The organism is Xenorhabdus budapestensis, assembly GCF_002632465.1.
GTDB lineage: Bacteria > Pseudomonadota > Gammaproteobacteria > Enterobacterales > Enterobacteriaceae > Xenorhabdus > Xenorhabdus budapestensis.
Map to the genome: position 1 here is coordinate 38028 of NZ_NIBS01000005.1, position 20290 is coordinate 58317.

The window sequence follows — 20290 nt, forward strand, 5'->3', positions numbered from 1 at the left end:
GCAGGTTTTTTTTAAGGAGAAAAAACAGACATGAGCGGGCACCCTGAAAATCTCATTATCCGGGCAGGCGGCAGTCCACTGAACCTGCCGGAATTCGCGGTTATCCGCGATGAAATCAACAAAACCAGCCATCCGGCGCAACCGGAAGTGAACTGGATGCTGGTGGAATCGCTGTCACTGACCTTGTTCAAAACCAATGGCGTTGATTTGCAGACGGCAATTTATTACACATTAGCCAGAATGCAGCTAAACGGGCTGGCGGGATTCACTGAAGGTTGTGAACTGTTGGCAGGTGTTATCGTCAGTGAGTGGGATGCCTTGTGGCCGCCACAGCCGCAGGTACGTACTGATTTGCTGGAATGGTTCCACACCCGTACTGGTAGCATACTGCGTCAACTGGACTTTGCCGCCAGTGACCTGCGGATGATTTATCGTGCCGAGCGGGCACTTCAGCTGATTATCGACCGGCTACAGCAATCCGACCTGAAACGTTTACCGAGAGTGGAGAATTTACTGTGGTTCTTCCAGAACGCGGCGAAAAAACTGGAGAAACCGCGGCAAACCGCGAAACCGGTACATCAGCCGGTACAGATGCCACCACTGGTCTATCTGTCCAAATCCGAATCAGAGCCGGAAACATCACCATCTTCTCTACCGCCATATCCTGAAAGTATTACGACGGATAACCAGCAGAGGGTCAAAGTACAGTTTCCTGAACAACCGCCGCGCGGCCTGACAGCATGGCAGGGCTTTGGTCTTGGGGCATTGTTGGGGGTATTGGTATTGATAGGAAGCTGGTTGCTGCTCTACAAACCGCTGCAACAGCAATTGAATGCCATGACAGAACAACCAGCAGGTTCACGGTTGGCGTGGCTGTACCAGCCGGCCTTAGCAAACTATTCATTCCAGCTTGACCGTTTGGCAGAGACATCTCCGCTCGCCACATGGGAATCAGCCCGGACAGTGACAACAACCGCTGAGAAACAGTGGCCACAATCGGCAGAGCAGGTTAACGCCACCCGTAACTGGCAACAACAGATGACTGCCCGTATCGACAGCGTACCGTTGAAAGGCAGTTGGTACACCACTCGTGATCAGCTCCAGCAACTGGCAGACAAAATCTTGTTACAGGAGCGCACCCGTGGCAGTTTTACCCTCTCTTATCTTAAGACTGCCATTTACGACATCCAGCGCAGCCACGGCAGCGAAGTACCACTGGAAGAGCTGCTGCGCCAGTTGAGTGCTCATGTGGAAAAAGGAGAAGCTGTTCCGCCTGTACTGATGAAAGGAATCAATGAGCGTTTTAACGCGCTGCTCGGCCGTTATGACCGCTTGCGTTATGTGTCTGAACAGCGTGACCGTGCCGCCAAACACGTCGGTGACGAGTAAACTTTGTTGTTATGGACTTCACTTTGAATGAAAGTTTTCCCCAACCGTTCAACTTGAATGTAGGACTGGCGAGTGCTGATCCGGCTATTGATTTTCCAACCGTACTGGATCGCACAGCCACACTGACCATTTTGCAGGATGGTGTTGAACAACGTAGCATCACGGGGGTTGTATCCTACTTTGAGCAGGGTAACACTGTATTCGGTATTACAAGCGGGATACGGAATTGTAACAAATACAAAATTGGGAGTTTTATATTTTAAAAAAGCGCCTCAAACCAATACGAAACTTGATAAATATGGTATTGATTATAACTCCTGAAAGTATTCCATACAGCCTAACAGCATTGAAGCCGGGTAATAATGATAAATCTCTTATGCTGTTCTGGTTCAAAAAGCCGATAACCGCTGATACAGGAGAAATAACTTGCGGGTGCACCATACAAAGATAGTGACGCGTTAAAAGTATACCTACCCCAATCCCAATTCCTTCAATTTCCGCGTTATTGTATTCCTTCCCCAACCGAGTAAACGGGCAGCTTCCTGTTTATGTCCATTAGTGTGTGTCAGGGCACAATTAAGCAATGTACGTTCTAATCGCGGTAATACATCGGAAAGGAGATCAACCTGGCCTTCCTGTAAGGCTTTTTCTGCCCATGATGCCAATTGCTGTGACCAATCTCCTGATGATGAAAGGAGGGAAACAGGAGGATTATCTGTTTGTTTAGAGGACTGACTTTCAATTAAATCAGTCGGTAAATCTTGCACCAGGATTTCCTTACTGGCTGCCATCACGGTCAACCAGCGACAAACATTCTCTAGCTGACGGACATTTCCAGACCATGACAGGCTCATCAGCGCTGTTTCGGTATCAGGATGTAGTGTTTTCGCTTCAACGCCCAGCTCTTTGGCTGTCTGTTGCAGAAAATGTTGTGCCAGACGGAAAATATCTTCTGCACGATCCCGCAAAGGTGGCAATTGTACGCGGATCACGTTCAGACGATGATAGAGATCTTCACGGAATTTACCCTCCTTAACCCGTTGCTCAAGGTGCTGGTGGGTCGCTGCAATAATTCGTACATCAACTTTTACGGGCGCATAGCCACCTACGCGATAGAATTGCCCTTCTGCCAGAACCCGCAATAAGCGTGTTTGGATATCCAGTGGCATATCGCCAATTTCATCCAGAAACAGTGAACCTCCATTAGCTTGCTCAAAACGCCCGTGGCGAATCTGATTGGCACCAGTGAAAGCCCCTTTTTCGTGACCAAATAATTCTGACTCAATTAAATCTTTTGGGATTGCTGCCATATTCAAGGCAATAAAAGGGGCTGCGGCTCTTGGACTATGGCGGTGCAGAGCATGGGCAACCAATTCTTTCCCTGTGCCTGATTCACCATTGATTAAGACGCTGATGGAGGAGCGGGAAAGCCGTCCGATAATCCGGTATACCTCCTGCATGGCAGGAGCTTCTCCAATCATTTCAGAGACTGATGACGATATTTTAGAATTACGGGATGAGTGTTGTTGTTCCCGGGAATGACTTAATGCACGTTCAACCAACGCGACAGTTTCATCAATATCGAATGGCTTCGGTAGATAATCGAATGCACCGTGTTGATAGGCGCTGACGGCTGCATCCAAATCGGAATGAGCAGTCATAATGATGACCGGAAGTTGTGGATAGTTCTGTTTGATTTGATTGAGCAAGCTCAGCCCATCCAGACCCGGCATGCGGATGTCTGACAGCAAAACGTCGGGACAACCTTGTGATAGTGCTGCCAATACGGAATCTGCGTTTTCAAAACTGATACACTCCATACCTGCGCCACTCAGCGCTCGTTCAAGTACCCAACGGATAGAGCTGTCGTCATCAACGATCCAGATTTTTCCTCGTTGCATGGTATCCCCTATTTCTTGATAGGCAGGTAAATGGAAAACTCCGTATGTCCCGGCCAACTGGTAAATTCGATCTTTCCAAGATGTTGATCAATAAGACTGCGGGCAATAGATAAACCTAGCCCGGTTCCTCCCTCATGCCCACTTACCATCGGGTAGAATAGCGTATCCTGAATACCGGAAGGAATGCCTGGCCCATTATCTTCAATATCAATTCTGGCAGCTAAGCGATAACGCTCACCATGTAAGGTGATTTGGAATGCTGTTCGGGTTCGTAAGGTGATTATGCCACCTTTACTGTCCAATGCTTGTAGGGCATTGCGGGTAATATTCAATAAAACCTGTTCAATCTGATCAGGGTAATGGGACAGCTCCGGCAGGCTGGGATCATAGTCCTTGATTAATGTGACATTGTCGGGCATTTCCAGTGATACCAATTGATAGACCCGTTCTACCACATGGTGAATGCTCTGGCGGATCTGAACTCCGGGACGTTGTGGCCCCAATAATCGATCCACAAGGGTGCGAAGCCTGTCTGCCTGTTCGATAATGACTTGAGTATATTCTTGCAGGGAGGGATCTGGCAGTGTTTTTGCCAACAATTGTGCGGCTCCCCGTAAACCCCCCAGTGGGTTTTTGATTTCATGTGCCAGCCCCCGAACCAATTCCCGCGCAGCGGCCTGTTGTGCCTGTTGTATCTGCTCTTGGCTTAAACGGCGCTGGCTATCCATAGGAGCGAGTTCCAGCAGAATAAACTGTTCGGAAATTGGTTGGGCACTGAGCGACATAACATGTGAGTGATTGTTGATCACTAATATGACTTCGTTATCCGTAAAACCATGCCCGCGTATCAGACTGGAACGCATAAATTCCGTATCCAATGAGATATAGCTGAACAATACCGGAAGAGGAGTGCCAAATAATTTACGTGTACTTTGTGCCAGAAGTTGCATGGCGGAATGATTGGCATAGTGGATAATTAAATCGTTATCCAGTACCAACACACTGTTTATCAGTGAATCAAGAATCTGTTCTGTTTTGGGAAAATCAGCCATTTCTATCCAACCTTTCAGCCTTTGCACTTTTTTGGTGCGTTGTATCTTATTTGATCATGAATTGGTCACCCACTCTATCGAGAAGGAAAGTTCAGAGGGAAAAGAGCCCATCCGAAGATGGGCCAAAAGTTTCACGGCAACAAAATAAAAAGGAGCAATTGTAGTGCTTTCAAGCATTACACGCTGTAATACAGTTCAAACTCCAGAGGATGTGGAGTCATACGAACGCGTTCGATTTCACTGTTCAAGACACCAATATAAGCATCAATTGCATCATCAGTGAAAACACCACCTCGGGTCAGGAATTCGCGATCTGTATCCAGTGCAGCCAGTGCTTCTTCCAGAGAAGAGGCTACGGTTGGGATCTCTTGGGCTTCTTCGGCTGGCAAGTCATACAGGTTTTTATCCATCGCATCGCCCGGATGTATTTTGTTGATGATACCATCAAGGCCAGCCATAAGCAGAGCAGAGAAGGCCAGATAAGGATTTGCGGCCGGATCTGGGAAACGTACTTCAATACGACGAGCTTTACTGCTGGCTACAACCGGGATACGGATAGATGCAGAGCGGTTGCGGGCAGAATAGGCCAGCATCACGGGAGCCTCAAAACCAGGTACCAGACGTTTATACGAGTTAGTGGTTGGGTTAGTAAAGGCATTCAGGGCACGGGCATGTTTGATGATGCCGCCGATATAGTAAAGAGCCAATTCAGATAACCCACCATATTTGTCTCCGGCGAACAGGTTGACACCGCCTTTAGCCAGTGACATGTGACAATGCATTCCAGAGCCGTTATCTCCGACCAGCGGTTTTGGCATAAATGTCGCTGTCTTGCCGAAAGCATGGGCGATATTATGTACCACATATTTATAAATCTGGGTTTCATCCGCTTTTTTGGTCATGGTGTTGAAACGAGTTGCGACTTCGTTCTGACCTGCTGTTGCCACTTCGTGGTGGTGGGCTTCCACAACCAAACCCATTTCCTCCATGGTCAGGCACATTGCTGAACGCAGATCCTGAGAAGAGTCCACCGGAGGGACAGGGAAATAGCCACCTTTAACTCCTGGGCGATGGCCTTTGTTACCGCCTTCATAGCGAGTGCCGCTATTCCAGGCCGCTTCGGTATCATCAATATGATAATAAGAACCTGAAATAGAATTGCCGAAACGGACATCATCAAACAGGAAGAATTCCGGTTCTGGCCCGAACAAAACAGTATCTGCAATATCACTTGCGCGCAGGAAATCTTCCGCACGTTTTGCAATAGAGCGAGGATCACGACCATAACCTTGCATTGTGCCAGGTTCCAGGATATCGCAACGTATAATGAGCGTGGCATCGTCAAAGAAAGGGTCAAGCATTGCGGTAGATGGATCTGGCATTAGTACCATGTCGGATTCATTGATACCTTTCCAACCTTTGATAGATGAACCGTCGAACATTTTGCCATCTTCGAAGAAATCTTCATCAATCTGGTGGGCAGGAATGGTGATGTGCTGTTCTTTACCTTTAGTGTCAGTAAAACGTAAGTCAATAAACTTCACCTGATGTTCTTCAATCATGGACAAAACATGTTCAACGGACATATGAGTTCTCCTGGTTTACGTAGGCTGGATAAGGCGCTGGCTACCCTATCTTAAGTGGCTGATAGTGTCTTTGTATACAGCCAATTTTATTGCGATTTTCAATGCCAGAACACATTGCGAAAAACGTGCCAACTTTTAAAAGCCATTGAATCTGATTGTGTATATTTATAAATAGGTATAAAACTCAGCAAATAGACAAAAGCACAGAGGGATCCTTAAGTATTCTTGCACTAAATTAGTGAATAAAAATGACAATAATGCACCATTTTAGTGAAAATAAATAAGGTTAATCCATTACAGTTACTGTTATTATCACTTTAAGTTATGACACGTTTATATTCAGAAAATAGATAAACTTCAAAAGTGATGCACTTCACATTTATTTCACTCTGTAGCTATAACGTGTAAAATAGCACCATATTTGTGTTAAATGAGAGTAGCGTTGCAATCTGTCACGCTGTCTGTATTTAATATTTCTTCAAATAGCTAAAACGGTAAAAATACTTGTCAATTAATAACTTAAGAAATATTGCCATTATCGCTCACGTTGACCATGGCAAAACTACGCTGGTTGATAAACTTCTACAGCAATCTGGTACATTTGGTGAGCGTGCAGCCGCGACCGAGCGCGTGATGGATTCCAATGATCTGGAAAAAGAACGTGGTATCACCATTCTTGCAAAAAACACCGCTATTAAATGGAATGACTACCGCATCAATATCGTAGATACCCCGGGCCACGCCGATTTCGGTGGTGAAGTAGAGCGCGTGATGTCAATGGTCGACAGTGTTTTGTTACTGGTGGATGCGATGGATGGCCCGATGCCGCAGACTCGCTTTGTAACTCAGAAAGCCTTCGCCCACGGTTTGAAGCCAATCGTTGTTATCAACAAAGTTGACCGTCCTGGCGCTCGCCCTGACTGGGTAGTCGATCAGGTATTCGACCTGTTCGTAAACCTTGGTGCAACCGACGAACAGTTGGATTTCCCTATTGTTTACGCATCTGCACTGATGGGGATTGCCGGTAACGACCACACAGATATGGCCGAGGATATGACTCCGCTGTATCAGGCAATCGTTGAGCATGTTGAGCCGCCTAAAGTTGATCTTGATGGCCCATTCCAGATGCAGATTTCTCAGCTGGATTACAACAACTACGTTGGGGTTATTGGTATCGGTCGTATCAAGCGTGGAACGGTAAGACCAAACCAGAACATCACGATTATTGATAGTGAAGGTAAGGCGCGTAATGGTAAAGTTGGTAAGGTTTTCAGCCATCTGGGATTAGATCGCATCGAATCTGACAAAGCGGAAGCCGGTGATATCATTGCGATTACCGGTCTGGGTGAACTGAACATCTCTGATACTCTGTGTGAGGTTAATGCAGTTGAAGCTCTGCCAGCGTTAGCAGTTGATGAGCCTACCGTTAGCATGTTTTTCTGTGTTAACACCTCACCTTTCTGTGGCCGTGAAGGTAAGTATGTGACCTCCCGCCAGATCCTGGATCGTTTGAAAAAAGAGCTGGTTCATAACGTCGCACTGCGTGTTGAAGAAACTGAAGATCCAGACGCTTTCCGTGTATCTGGTCGTGGTGAGCTGCACCTCTCCGTCCTGATTGAGAATATGCGTCGTGAAGGTTTCGAATTAGCGGTTTCTCGTCCAAAAGTTATTTTCCGTGAAATTGATGGCCGTAAGCAGGAACCTTTCGAACAGGTAACACTGGATATCGAAGAGCAGCACCAGGGTGATGTGATGCAGGCGCTTGGTGAACGTAAAGGTGAACTGCGTGATATGTTGCCGGATGGTAAAGGTCGCGTGCGTCTGGACTACGTTATCCCAAGCCGTGGTTTGATCGGTTTCCGTACTGAATTTATGACCATGACTTCCGGTACTGGTCTGCTGTACGCAACCTTCAGCCACTATGATGACATCCGTCCGGGTGAAATTGGTCGTCGCCAGAATGGTGTACTGATTTCCAATGGTCAGGGCAAAGCCGTTGCTTATGCTCTGTATGGTTTGCAGGAGCGTGGTAAGTTGTTCCTTGGTCACGGTACAGAAGTTTATGAAGGCCAAATCATTGGTATCCATTCTCGCTCCAATGACCTGACCGTAAACTGTCTGACAGGTAAAAAACTGACTAACGTTCGTGCTTCTGGTACAGATGAAGCGACAACGCTGACTCCACATATCAAGAAAACATTGGAGCAAGCGCTGGAGTTCATTGATGATGACGAACTGGTTGAGGTTACACCACAATCAATTCGTCTGCGTAAACGCCATTTGACTGAAAATGATCGTCGTCGCGCAAGCCGTAGTAAAGAAGGTTAATTTCTTTTGAATAGCTTAGGGTGCTTCGGCACCCTGAGTTTTATCAGCGCTCTTCTGACCAAACTCTTCTCCCTGTCGCTTACCTGCCTCAGCCTGCTAGTATTACGATTTAGTTAAATTGTTAACTGTTTCAATGACGATTGCTCAATAGCGTAATTTGTCTGTTCTTTGTCGTCTTACCCTTTTTTCTTGATTAAATTATGATAAAAGTACAAAACCATAAGCACCAGTCAGGAGGGATTATGCTGTACATTTTCGATATGGGTAATGTGATTATTGATATTGATTTTAAAAGAGTACTGGCTGTCTGGAGTAACTTAAGTGGTACACCACTGGCAACGTTGACGACCAAATTTACAATGGGAGAGGCGTTTGAAAAGCATGAATGTGGGCAAATCACGGATACAGAATTTGTTGAAGTGCTGTGTGATGAAATGGAGATCTCACTCAGCTTTGAACAATTCTCTGAAGGTTGGAATGCGATTTTCATTGGTGTCAGGCAGGAAGTCATTGAGTTAATGAATAAACTGCGGGGGCAAGGGCATAGGGTTGTTGTATTATCCAACACAAACCACTTGCATCTCCAGTACTGGTCACAGCACTATCCTGAAATTACTGCTTCGGCAGATTTTCTTTATCTGTCCCAAGACTTGGGAATGCGTAAACCAAATCAGGATATCTTTAAATATTTGCTTGAAAAAGAAGGTGTAACTACTGAACAGGCAGTTTTTTTTGATGATGTTTTGGAACATATTGATGCAGCACAGAAATTAGGTATCAATGCCATTCATGTGACTGACAGGAAAATCATTCCTGATTATTTTAAAACACATGACTTCTCACTTCCCGAAGCAACATAGTATTTTTCACATAACCGTTTTCATGTAACTGTTTCACGTAACAGTTAACAGGTTCTAAATGGGATAGCATCTTGGCAAGCAAGATACTATCCCTACAAGTTACTCTATCTTTTATGGATCACTCACAAGAAAAATGATTGCATTAATTCAACGTGTAACACAGGCAAAAGTTGTTGTTGATAGTAAAACTATTGGAGAAATTGAGCAGGGACTGCTGGTTTTTCTGGGGGTTGAAAAAGAAGATGATCAACAAAAAGCCCAGCGTCTGTGTGACAAAGTAATGGGATATCGCGTGTTCAGCGATGAGCATGGAAAAATGAACCTGAATGTTCAGCAAGCTAATGGGAGCTTATTAGTTATTTCCCAATTTACCCTGGCTGCTAATACTCAAAAAGGTTTAAGACCGAGTTTTTCTGGTGGCGCTACCCCCCAAAAAGCTGATCAACTTTATCGCTATTTTGTTGAACAGTGCCGTGCAACTGGTATAAAAACAGAAATGGGGCAATTTGCTGCGGACATGAAAGTAAGTCTGACAAATGATGGGCCTGTGACTTTCTGGTTGCAAGTATGATGTGTACCCAATGGATTTCAGGATGCAGCCAACAAAGTTGCAATTTGAAAGACAACGGGTATAAGTGCGTACTTTCGGGAGCGATGAACATAACAAAAATAAGATAACTATCGTTTGCTATATATATTTCCTTGACTACACATGACAACACGCAAAGAAGGGGCTGTTTCTATGTATCACCTCAGAGTACCTCAAACCGAACAAGAGCTAGAAACCTATTACCAATTTCGTTGGGAGATGCTGCGTAAGCCACTTCACCAGCCGATTGGCTCAGAAAGAGATGCTTATGATTCGATGGCTCATCATCAAATGGTGGTGGATGAAACGGGTAAACCGATTGCTGTTGGGCGTTTATATATCAATGCAGATAGTGAAGGTGCTATCCGTTTTCTGGCCGTTGACCCTAATGAACAACAGAAAGGGTTAGGCACACTGATTGCAATGGCATTGGAATCCGTTGCCAGACAAGAAGGTGTAAAGCGGATTGTTTGTAGTGCGCGTGAGGATGCTGTTGATTTCTTTAGTAAGTTGGGATTTCAAAACCGGGGACTTATTAATGGTGCCCAGTCGTCTCCTATTAATCACTTCTTGATGATTAAGCCTATTATAAGTCTTGATGATATTTTGCACCGTCCGGACTGGTGTGCGGAATTGCAACAGGCGTGGTACAAGCACATTCCCTTGAGTGAAAAAATGGGGCTGCGTATTACTCAGTACACAGGGCAGCGTTTTATTACCACAATGCCGGAAGCAGGTAACCAGAACCCTCACCATACTATTTTTGCCGGTAGTTTGTTTTCTCAATCGACATTAACAGCGTGGGGATTGATCTGGCTGTTATTGCAGGAGCGTCAACTGGGGGGAGATATCATTCTGGTTGATGCGAATATTCGTTACCATAAACCAATCACTGGCCGCCCCAGTGCTGTTGCTGACCTCAATAATATAAGCGGTGATTTAGCCCGACTTGCACGTGGCAATAAAGCGCGTGTTAAGCTGGAAGTACAAGTAAGCGGTGAACTGGGAGTGGGTAGTGTGTTCACCGGTACTTATATCGTATTGCCTGCTGAACGGCCTGTGAAAATCTGAACTGCTATAACTGGATAGCGATTCAGGTTCTACCCTTTTCTGTGGCAGAACTGTTTTCGCTATCTTTTTGCAATTGTTCTATTTTTTATGATTGCTCTGTGTGAGATTGTCCTGCTTCGTCAGATTGGGTTGCATCAGATTGACCGACAGGGCTGCTATCGGTCGTCATTACCCCTTGTTTAATGGACTGTGACTCTTTATTGGATGACCTGTCTTCAGCCGCCAGTGTGCCACTGATGGTCTCCTTAATATTGTCAGCAGAGAGATCACCGGTGATAGCTAGTGAAAAATTGCCATCGCCATGTGCATTGAGCGGTCTCCAACCCCACTGTGGCAGAATACCCAAATCCACATTCATTCCCTTGAAGTTGAGCTGAAAAGGTTTTTGAGAAGCTGACTGTTCAACCATACCGTTAAATTGTAGTAATCCATCACCCGTGAAGGCATTCATTTTATCAACCACGACTCTGTCATCTGTAGCATGTAATTGCAGATAAGGACGAGCGATTTCTACTTTATTGAATGTTCCGCTGGCGGCTTGTAACGATGCTTGTCCATTCCATAATCCCCAATGACCATTTTTCAGGATATCCATAGTATCGACATAGCCTGATAGTGTGGTGAGCTGAAATGGAAAATCAGGATTCGCATCAATCAGGAGTGTATTGTTAATACTGACATTGTTTAATTTCAGTGCTGAAATCCATTCTGATGCGGGATTTTTGATATAGTCACGCCATTTTGCTGGCAGGAAGTAAATCAAGCCTGTCACTGAACTGTCGTTGAGGGTTAACTGGCGGCTCTGGCGATCCCACTGAGCTTTAATATTGAATAAACCTTTCTGGTAATGAGCTGTCAGATTGGCGATGGTAAAAATATCACCGGAAAAGCGGAATTTACCCAATATATCCCGGAATTGAGCGTCATTGAAGGTCATATTCATGGCATTAAAATCAATCAAGCCATCTTCGGCCTGCCAACGACCATTAACTAACCCCAGTCCTTTGATGGTTGTATCAAGATAATCGACAGACCAATCTTTCCCTTGTAGTTTGGCGTTAGTGAGATTGAGATCTTTAATGTGGATGGTCGGGAGTTGATGAGTTTTTTCTACCAGAGCAGCCAGTGCCATTGGGGACTGCCAGCGTATATCATTGATCAGGATATTATCCCAGCTCCAACTGCCATCAGGTAATTGTTGTCCATTTCCAGAGATGAAACCTTTCAGAAACTCTGCACCAAAGGCGCTGATGGTCAGACTGTTATTCTGGTGGCTTCCCTGCATGACGACCTTATCAAACGGAAGTCCATTTATACTGATTGTACTGGCACTGAACTGGTACTGCCCCGAACCAAAAGGAGAGTTGGTATCAGGTATCCAGGGGGTGATACCGCCGATAATATTTTTTCCCTGAATTTGCGAATGAGGGGTTGTTAACTGAATATCCATCTGATTCAGTTGTAAAATATCGGCTTTCAAAGCAGGGGGAAACTGATTGCCTGACAGCGCTAACTTACCTTGTTGTAATGTCAGCTTATGGAGATCTGTGAATTTGGGCAGGAATTGCCATTTGAGATCCAGATCCACCGTATTGGTATTGAGTGAGAAAGAACTCTGTTTATCGCTGACACTCACATTATTGAGCATTAGGGTCATAGGTCGGAGCCAACTGTGGTCGATACTTTCAATATTGACCTGATAATAACCTTGCTTGTTGATCCACTGGCTTATTTGTTTAGCTCCCCAATGTGTCTGGGCAACAAAATAAACAATGATCATTGCCAGAATCAGTAACAACAGCAGAGTAGCAAAGCATTTCCCTAACCATTTCATAATCTCACCTCAATACGCTCGTCCTGAAAAGAATCCCTTTTATGCCGTAAAACGGATCGCTACTCAATAGGCAACACTGAAAAAGCACTCATTCCGGCATACTGGCAGGAAAATTGCGAAGAATATTGCAAAAGAATATGCGAAGAGTTACACAAAAAATTCCCGCTATATAAGCGGGAGAAGAAGAGCCAGGCGAAAATTATGGCTATTTTTCTTGAGGAAAAATCAGATTTAGGAGAATGGCTGTGAGCCCGCCAGCGGCAACGCCAGAAGAAAGCAGGTTTCTTACCCATTCAGGTGCATATTGTAAGATCAGTGGTTGTTGAGAAATGCCCAATCCCACAGCCAGTGACAAGGCGATGATCATAATGGCACGTCGATTTAACGGTTCACGGGAAACAATTCTGACACCAGATGCGGCAATCGTACCGAACATCACAATAGTAGCGCCACCTAATACCGGTTCAGGAATATGCTGTACAAAACTTGCTACTGCCGGAAATAGCCCTAATAGAATCAGCATGGAAGCAATAATGTAACCGACATAGCGGCTGGCAATACCAGTCAGTTGGATTACTCCATTATTCTGACCAAAGCAGGAATTCGGGAATGTATTAAATAGAGCAGAAACCATCGAATTGAGACCATTTGCCAGTACACCGCCCTTAATACGCTTCATGTATAACGGGCCGCTGACAGGTTGCTCAGAAACATCTGAAGTTGCTGTAATATCACCGATTGTCTCCAGTGACGTCACCATAAAAATCAGGACAAGTGGGATCAACAAATTCCAGTCCAAAGAAAGCCCGTAATACAGTGGAGAGGGAACAATGATAATTGGTTTGTCTTCTGTTGTAGTTGAATGGGGTAGCATCTCCATATACCAAGCGACTAAATATCCTACTGCCATGGCAATAACCAGAGACGCAACCCGTAAATAGGAATTATGTTGGCGATTCAGCAACACAATAATGGCAAGAACAACTCCCGCCAGCAAAAGGTTTTCGAGGGCACCAAATGTGCCTTGCTGAATAGCGGTATAACCGCCGCCGATAGAAGTTAACCCAACCTGAATCAGTGACAGACCAATAATCATCACAACAATGCCGGAAACTAGAGGTGTGATGATTTTTCTGGCCAGATGCAGTATGCGGGAAAGAAATATCTCAGTGGTTGCTGCAAGCATCAATGTACCAAACAGGGCAGCCATCATTGTTGGAATATCGGCTCCTCCATTTTTCATGACCAGGCCACCCATGATAAGAGGAGCTACAAAATTAAAACTGGTTCCTTGAATGGAAAGCAAACCTGAGCCAATTGGCCCCCAGGAACGGATTTGAATAAGTGAGGCTAACCCTGAAGCAAACAAGGACATACTGATAATGCGTTGTGTATCTTGTTCGGGAAGCCCAAGAGCCTGACAGATCAATATCGCTGGTGTGATGACAGCAACAAACATTGCCAGCAGATGCTGACAGGCGGCAAACAGGGCATGTGGAAGAGGTGGTTTATCTTCCAGACGGTAAATTAATTCGCTACCCGATTTTTCGGGGATTTCTGATTCTGAGTGTTTGTGGGTTGAGGTAGCCATGGTGTGGAGTTTCGAGTCAACAAAAGACACATTTTATTGCTCTGGCTTATAAAAGCAATCGATTGCGTGAAATTTTACCTATGAGGTATAACTTTATTTCGTCACATTTTTAAATGTTTTATCTTGTATTTATCGGTAATTTTTTTTCTAATCCAACCCTTACCTGCTCTTGGCGTTTTTATAGGATGATTATAACGTCGCATTAAATTCACATAATTTTAACAATGGATGGGGTACATAAATGTATCATTTGGATATTTATGGCACGCTCGTGGCTGCCACACTTGTTTTGCTAGTGGGAAGAAAACTCGTACAGTCAATTTCATTTCTTGAAAAATATACGATTCCAGAGCCGGTCGCAGGTGGCTTGCTGGTTGCTTTTGTTCTTCTGATAGTTAAACAGTCCACGGGCTGGGAAGTTAGCTTTGATTTATCTCTCAAAGATCCTCTTATGTTAGCGTTCTTTGCTACTGTAGGCTTAAACGCTAACCTTGCCAGCCTGAAAGCAGGTGGAAAATCCTTGGTAATCTTTATTGTTGTCGTTGTGGGCTTATTGTTGGTGCAAAACACAGTGGGGATTGCATTGGCGAAAATGCTTGGGCTTGATCCATTGATGGGGCTGTTGGCTGGCTCAATCACCCTTTCAGGAGGACACGGAACTGGTGCTGCTTGGGGTAAGGTATTTACTGAACGTTATGGTTTTGAGAATGCCACTGAAGTTGCAATGGCATGTGCAACATTTGGTTTAATACTAGGAGGCCTGATTGGTGGCCCTGTTGCTCGTCTGCTGGTAAGGAATAACAAAACACCTGGCCTGAAAGCTGAAGATACTGAAGTTCCGACTGCGTTTGAAAAACCCTATACCGGCCGTTTGATTACACCATTAGTAATGCTCGAAACCATCGCTTTAATATCTATCTGTTTGTTAGCGGGTAGCTATCTTGAGAAGGTTCTGGAAGGTACGCTCTTTTTGCCAACTTTTGTGTGTGTCCTGTTTACCGGAGTGATACTCAGTAATGGCTTGTCCCTGCTTGGTTTTTATCGGGTATTTGACCGGGCAGTGTCAGTGCTAGGTAACGTCAGTTTGTCTCTCTTCCTGGCAATGGCATTGATGAGTCTTAAATTATGGCAACTGGCATCCCTTGCGCTGCCGATGCTGGTGATCCTTGCTATACAAACAGTGGTTATGGCTCTGTACGCTATTTTCGTCACTTACAGAGTGATGGGTAAAAATTATGATGCGGCAATATTGTCAGCTGGTCACTGTGGTTTTGGTTTGGGTGCAACACCAACGGCGATTGCAAATATGCAGGCGATTACTGACCGCTTCGGGCCATCACATGTGGCGTTTTTGCTCGTACCGATGGTAGGTGCGTTCTTTATTGATATCGTTAACTCAGCCGTTATCAAGATTTATCTGTTATTACCAGTATTCCCATCTGTAGTAGGCTAACTTAACTCACCTTTGCTTTTGCCTGATATCTTGGCTAAATATGCCGCTGCAATTATCAGCGGCATTTTTTTAATTATCTTATAAGCAATGATAGCTCGTTGATTAGGCATGGCTGTATTGCGAGCGGTCGGACAACCAGCGTTCAATCAATGCTTTGGCATGTTCAGGATAGTGTTGATGGATATAGTGGGCAATACGTTGTACTTCGGGGAGCATTGCCTGATCCCTTAATAAATCAGCAATCTTGAATTCGACGTTACCGGTCTGACGCGTACCAAGCAGTTCACCTGGCCCCCGAATTTCCAGATCTCTTTGGGCGATGACGAAACCATCATTACTATCCCGTAAGACTTGCAGACGTATTTTAGCTGTGTTGGTCAGCGGTGTTTTATAGAGCAGGACACAGTGAGAAGCTACAGCTCCACGCCCAACGCGGCCACGGAGCTGATGTAACTGAGCCAGCCCTAACCGTTCAGGATTGTCGATGATCATCAGGCTAGCATTAGGGACATCCACACCGACTTCAATCACCGTGGTGGCAACCAATAACTGTAATTCACCTTGCTTGAAAGCCTCCATAATGGATTGCTTTTCCACCGGTTTCATCCGCCCATGCACGAGGCCAATTTTCAGCTCAGGTAGCGCCAGGGCCAATTCTTCACTGGTAACCTGAGCAGCTTGTGCTTCCAGAACTTCGGAGTCTTCAATCAAGGTACATACCCAATAAGCCTGACGCCCTTCGTCTAAGCAAGCATTTTTGATACGTTGAACAATTTCATTCCGGCGAGTATCAGGGATAGCGACCGTTGTTACAGGTTTCCGTCCAGGGGGAAGTTCATCAATAATGGAAGTATCTAAATCGGCATAAGCGGTCATTGCCAATGTTCGTGGAATCGGTGTTGCAGTCATGATCAATTGATGAGGATGAACCCCCTGTTCACGCCCTTTTTCCCAAAGTGCCAGACGTTGATGAACACCGAATCGGTGTTGTTCATCAATAATGACCAATGCCAGCCCGGCAAATTTAACTTGCTCCTGAAACATTGCGTGAGTACCAACGACCATACTTACCTGACCACAGGCAATGGCTTCTTGTTGCGCTTGGCGCGCCTTGCCTTTTTGCTTACCCGCAAGCCATCCTACCTGAATACCAAGTGGTTCAAACCACTGGCGAAAAGTGTTGGCATGTTGCTCCGCAAGAAGTTCGGTCGGTGCCATTAAGGCAACCTGCTTACCGTGAACAATAGCCCGTATTGCTGCGAGTGCTGCCACCAGCGTTTTACCGGAACCGACATCACCTTGTATCAGCCGCATCATCGGGACATTTTTTTCTAGGTCATGCTCTATTTCCATTACTACACGCTCCTGCGCACGTGTTGGCGAAAAAGGGAGCTGATCCAGTAATTGCTGTTTTAATGAATTATCTGCTGTGAGCGGCTGGGCATGGAAACGCTGAGCACCAGCTCTGACAGCCAGCATACTTAAATGATGTGCCAGCAGTTCTTCCAGAATTAATCGGTGTTGTGCTGGATGTTTACCATTTTCCAAATCCGCCAGAGAAATATCTGGTGGTGGACGGTGCAGAGTACGCAGGGCATTGGGAAGGCTGATGATCTGCTGACTAAACTGATCTGGTAATAATTCATTAATTGGACAAGTATCAAGCAGTTCCAGAGCCTGTTCGATCAACTTGCGCAGTGTGGTTTGACGCACTCCCTCTGTCGTGGGATAGACAGGAGTTAATGTATCCTGCAATTGAATGCGCTCAGCGTGTTGCTGGATCTTGTATTCTGGATGAATAATTTCTGCTCCTTGGGAGCCGCGGCGGATTTCACCATAAGCAATGATATGCTTGCCTTCTGCCAGACTATTCTTCATGGCAGTAGTGAAATTAAAAAAACGCAGAGTTAATATGCCAGTTCCGTCGCTGATTTGACAGGTCATTATACGCCGGCGCCCAAAAACCACATTGGTACGCAATATTTCACCCATCACCGTAGCATAAATACCGGGTAATACATCGTTAATAGCATACAGGCGGGTTTGATCCTCATAACGGAGAGGTAAATGCAGCAACAAATCCTGTAGATTGACCAATCCTAATCTGGCAAGTTTAGTCACCTGATTGGCTCCAACACCATGTAAAGTGGTTAATGGGATGGCATCAAGTAATCGGCCTTTCATACCTTTTCTCCGTCAGTGTGATTTATTTCCCTGTTGATGGTGCGGTCGTTGCCTGCATTGTTACCCACCAAGATTCACTTGCGATAATTTGCCCTTGTTTATCAATGAATGGTCGTTCCAGCCCTTTACGATGCGCGACCACAGTTGAGTCCGTAACTGATGAGTAGGCCAAATGGCATGGATCTGATGAATACCAACTGCATCCGCAGAGCGAATAACTGCGGATATATTATGGAGTTTGTGTACTTCTTCTAAACAAATTGTCAGGTCAGGTTGACGCATTGCCATCATCTGACAAATACATGCATAACGTTTAGGATTCATAACCTCTAGTTTCGGTTACGGCTGACTCGCAGTACATCTGGCATAACACGTATCTTACGCATGATATTTGCCAACTGGATACGGTCTTTGGTTGTCAGCCTGATGAAAGCACAATAAACGCGGCCATCTTTTTCCTCAGTATTCATGCTTTGGATGCTGGAATTTGCATCATTAATAGCTGCTGTCAGATTTGCCAGTGCTCCCTGATGGTTAAACATATCAACTTTAATTTCAGCGATAAAATCGCTATTGATATCTTTATCCCACTCAACAGGCATAAATTTTTCCGGTTCTTTCTGATAACCGCGGATATTACGGCAAGATTCGTGATGGATAACTAAACCTTTCCCCGGACTGATGTGGGAAATAATCGGGTCACCCGGAATCGGTCGACAACACTTAGCAAAGGTAATTAGGATGCCATCAGCACCTTTGATTGGCAGCTTACGAGATTGACTGTTACTGCCATTCGGAATTTTTTCTGTAGCACCCAATAGATTATGGGCAACGACGACACTCATCGCATTACCTAATCCGATCTCTGCCAGCAGGTCATTGAGTGAAGCAAGTTTCATTCTTGCCAATTCTCTGTCGATATTTTCCTGTGAAATATCGTTAATTTTCAGTCCATTGCCAAGTGCATGATTGAGCAGACGCCTTCCCAGACTGACGGAATCATCCCGCTTAAGGTTTTTCAGTAACTGACGTATTTTAGCACGTGCTTTAGAGCTGACGACAAAGTTCAGCCATGCCGCATTAGGGCGTGCGCTTGGGGCGGTAATGATTTCGACAGTTTGCCCACTGCTTAAGGTCTGAGATAGCGGGTAAGGCAGACGATCAACTCGAGCTCCGACACAAGCGTGACCAATATCCGTATGGACGGCATAAGCAAAATCGACAGGTGTTGCACCTGCCGGTAATTCGACAATACGCCCTTCAGGAGTAAAAACGTAAATCTCATCAGGGAATAGATCAGATTTGACGCTTTCAATGAATTCGAAAGAGCTACCAGCACTCTGCTGAAGCTCCAACAGGCTTTGCATCCAGCGCTGGGCACGGACTTGCGCTGTGGTACCTGATTCCCCTTGTTCTTTATAAGCCCAGTGTGCCGCAACCCCCATCTCTGCCATTTGATCCATGTCTTCTGTCCGGATCTGGACTTCAACAGGTACTCCATGTGGACCGATTAGAGAGGTATGCAAGGATTGATAGCCGTTGGCCTTAGGAATGGCAATATAATCTTTCACTCTACCGGGACGGGGTTTATACAGGCTGTGCATTTGCCCTAAAACACGGTAACAGGTATCAAGATTACCGACGATGACACGAAAAGCGTAAATATCCATAATGGAATGAAAACGCTGTTCTTTCAGGTGCATCTTACGATAAATAGAATAGAGGTGTTTTTCCCGTCCATTAACGATACATTGGATACCCGCATCCGTTAATCTACCTTCAATTTCTGCCAGAATTTTCTGGATCATCTCCTTACGGTTGCCACGGGCAGCTTTAACAACCTCTTTGATCACCCGATAGCGGTTAGGATATAAGGCCTCAAAGCCAAGCTCCTCCAATTCTGTTTTCAGGTGATGGATCCCCAACCGATGGGCCAACGGACTGTAGATCTCCAACGTTTCCCTGGCGATGCGCCGCCGTTTATCAGGGCGCAGAGAGCCAAGGGTTCGCATGTTGTGTGTTCGGTCTGCCAGTTTGATCAGAATGACACGGATATCCTGTACCATTGCCATGATCATTTTGCGGAAGTTTTCGGCCTGAGCTTCCTTTTTATCACGGAAGTTCAACTTGTCCAATTTGGAGACACCTTCCACTAATCCAGCGACGGCTGTGCCGAATAATAGCTCAATATCCTGAAATGTCGCTGGAGTATCTTCAATGACATCATGCAGAAGTGCGGCCATAAGTGTTTCATGGTCAAGACGCATTTCAGCCAGAATACAAGCAACAGCGACTGGATGAGTAATATATGGCTCACCACTGGAGCGGGTTTGCCCTTCGTGGGCATCCCGTGCTACGACATAAGCCTGTTTTAATAGATCAATTTGATCTTCAGGCAAATATTTAAGTACAAGCTGGTTCAGGCTTTCAAACAGGTACAAGGCAGACCTAC

13 protein-coding genes and 2 pseudogenes are annotated in these 20290 nt (G+C 45.4%); 7 read left to right on the plus strand and 8 right to left on the minus strand.

Going from position 1 to position 20290, the window contains the following annotated elements:
* The first annotated feature begins 30 nt into the window (after positions 1-30).
* Positions 31-1389, plus strand: a complete 1359-nt coding sequence (locus Xbud_RS06770; protein WP_099135356.1) for a VasL domain-containing protein — start codon at positions 31-33, stop codon at positions 1387-1389.
* A gap of 2 nt (positions 1390-1391) precedes the next feature.
* Positions 1392-1592: pseudogene (locus Xbud_RS06775) on the plus strand (contractile injection system protein, VgrG/Pvc8 family); the annotation flags it as partial.
* 267 nt (positions 1593-1859) lie between these two features.
* Here the strand turns inward: Xbud_RS06775 and glnG are convergent.
* From glnG to glnA, 3 genes are all read right to left on the minus strand, one after another.
* Positions 1860-3290 carry a nitrogen regulation protein NR(I) gene (gene glnG / locus Xbud_RS06780; protein WP_099135357.1) on the minus strand — a complete coding sequence of 477 codons (1431 nt, stop codon included), beginning with the start codon at positions 3288-3290 and terminating at the stop codon, positions 1860-1862.
* A gap of 8 nt (positions 3291-3298) precedes the next feature.
* Positions 3299-4342 (minus strand): nitrogen regulation protein NR(II), encoded by a 1044-nt coding sequence (gene glnL, locus Xbud_RS06785; protein ID WP_099135358.1) that lies wholly within the window; start codon positions 4340-4342, stop codon positions 3299-3301.
* Between the two features lie 176 nt (positions 4343-4518).
* A complete protein-coding gene (gene glnA, locus Xbud_RS06790) occupies positions 4519-5928 on the minus strand; it encodes a glutamate--ammonia ligase (protein WP_099135359.1) in 1410 nt (469 codons plus the stop codon).
* Positions 5929-6432: 504 nt separating this feature from the next.
* Between glnA and typA the strand changes: the two genes are divergently transcribed.
* From typA to fabY, 4 genes are all read left to right on the plus strand, one after another.
* Entirely contained in the window at positions 6433-8256 is a 1824-nt protein-coding gene (gene typA, locus Xbud_RS06795) for a ribosome-dependent GTPase TypA (RefSeq protein ID WP_099135360.1), read from the plus strand.
* A gap of 242 nt (positions 8257-8498) precedes the next feature.
* Positions 8499-9116, plus strand: a complete 618-nt coding sequence (yihX, locus tag Xbud_RS06800; protein ID WP_099135361.1) for a glucose-1-phosphatase — start codon at positions 8499-8501, stop codon at positions 9114-9116.
* Between the two features lie 133 nt (positions 9117-9249).
* Positions 9250-9687 carry a D-aminoacyl-tRNA deacylase gene (gene dtd / locus Xbud_RS06805; protein WP_099135362.1) on the plus strand — a complete coding sequence of 146 codons (438 nt, stop codon included), beginning with the start codon at positions 9250-9252 and terminating at the stop codon, positions 9685-9687.
* Positions 9688-9858: 171 nt separating this feature from the next.
* Positions 9859-10776 (plus strand): fatty acid biosynthesis protein FabY, encoded by a 918-nt coding sequence (gene fabY, locus Xbud_RS06810; RefSeq protein ID WP_099135363.1) that lies wholly within the window; start codon positions 9859-9861, stop codon positions 10774-10776.
* 85 nt (positions 10777-10861) lie between these two features.
* On the opposite strand, the gene Xbud_RS06815 is transcribed toward fabY, so the two are convergent.
* Together Xbud_RS06815 and Xbud_RS06820 are read right to left on the minus strand one after the other, a co-directional pair.
* Positions 10862-12610 carry an AsmA family protein gene (locus tag Xbud_RS06815; RefSeq protein ID WP_099135364.1) on the minus strand — a complete coding sequence of 583 codons (1749 nt, stop codon included), beginning with the start codon at positions 12608-12610 and terminating at the stop codon, positions 10862-10864.
* 205 nt (positions 12611-12815) lie between these two features.
* Complete coding sequence (locus Xbud_RS06820; protein ID WP_099135365.1) at positions 12816-14201, minus strand: nucleobase:cation symporter-2 family protein; 1386 nt, start codon at positions 14199-14201, stop codon at positions 12816-12818.
* A 241-nt stretch (positions 14202-14442) separates the two neighbouring features.
* Between Xbud_RS06820 and gltS the strand changes: the two genes are divergently transcribed.
* Positions 14443-15654 carry a sodium/glutamate symporter gene (gltS, locus tag Xbud_RS06825; RefSeq protein WP_099135366.1) on the plus strand — a complete coding sequence of 404 codons (1212 nt, stop codon included), beginning with the start codon at positions 14443-14445 and terminating at the stop codon, positions 15652-15654.
* Between the two features lie 102 nt (positions 15655-15756).
* Here gltS and recG read toward each other — a convergent pair whose 3' ends face one another.
* The 3 genes and pseudogenes from recG to spoT all read right to left on the minus strand — a co-directional run bounded on the left by recG (position 15757) and on the right by spoT (position 20279).
* Positions 15757-17838, minus strand: coding sequence for an ATP-dependent DNA helicase RecG (gene recG, locus Xbud_RS06830; protein WP_099135367.1), 2082 nt, complete (start codon positions 17836-17838; stop codon positions 15757-15759).
* Positions 17839-17979: 141 nt separating this feature from the next.
* Positions 17980-18162: pseudogene (locus tag Xbud_RS06835) on the minus strand (tRNA (guanosine(18)-2'-O)-methyltransferase TrmH); the annotation flags it as partial.
* A 5-nt stretch (positions 18163-18167) separates the two neighbouring features.
* Positions 18168-20279 carry a bifunctional GTP diphosphokinase/guanosine-3',5'-bis pyrophosphate 3'-pyrophosphohydrolase gene (gene spoT, locus Xbud_RS06840; protein ID WP_099135368.1) on the minus strand — a complete coding sequence of 704 codons (2112 nt, stop codon included), beginning with the start codon at positions 20277-20279 and terminating at the stop codon, positions 18168-18170.
* Between the last annotated feature and the right edge of the window lie 11 nt (positions 20280-20290).

What these genes read in the sequence shown, in the direction of transcription:
- dtd (WP_099135362.1), top strand. Translation starts at nt 9,250, where the DNA reads ATGATTGCATTAATTCAACGTGTAACACAGGCAAAAGTTGTTGTTGAT.
- glnG (WP_099135357.1), bottom strand. Translation starts at nt 3,290, where the DNA reads ATGCAACGAGGAAAAATCTGGATCGTTGATGACGACAGCTCTATCCGT.
- Xbud_RS06815 (WP_099135364.1), bottom strand. Translation starts at nt 12,610, where the DNA reads ATGAAATGGTTAGGGAAATGCTTTGCTACTCTGCTGTTGTTACTGATT.
- recG (WP_099135367.1), bottom strand. Translation starts at nt 17,838, where the DNA reads ATGAAAGGCCGATTACTTGATGCCATCCCATTAACCACTTTACATGGT.
- glnL (WP_099135358.1), bottom strand. Translation starts at nt 4,342, where the DNA reads ATGGCTGATTTTCCCAAAACAGAACAGATTCTTGATTCACTGATAAAC.
- gltS (WP_099135366.1), top strand. Translation starts at nt 14,443, where the DNA reads ATGTATCATTTGGATATTTATGGCACGCTCGTGGCTGCCACACTTGTT.
- yihX (WP_099135361.1), top strand. Translation starts at nt 8,499, where the DNA reads ATGCTGTACATTTTCGATATGGGTAATGTGATTATTGATATTGATTTT.
- Xbud_RS06770 (WP_099135356.1), top strand. Translation starts at nt 31, where the DNA reads ATGAGCGGGCACCCTGAAAATCTCATTATCCGGGCAGGCGGCAGTCCA.
- Xbud_RS06820 (WP_099135365.1), bottom strand. Translation starts at nt 14,201, where the DNA reads ATGGCTACCTCAACCCACAAACACTCAGAATCAGAAATCCCCGAAAAA.
- fabY (WP_099135363.1), top strand. Translation starts at nt 9,859, where the DNA reads ATGTATCACCTCAGAGTACCTCAAACCGAACAAGAGCTAGAAACCTAT.
- glnA (WP_099135359.1), bottom strand. Translation starts at nt 5,928, where the DNA reads ATGTCCGTTGAACATGTTTTGTCCATGATTGAAGAACATCAGGTGAAG.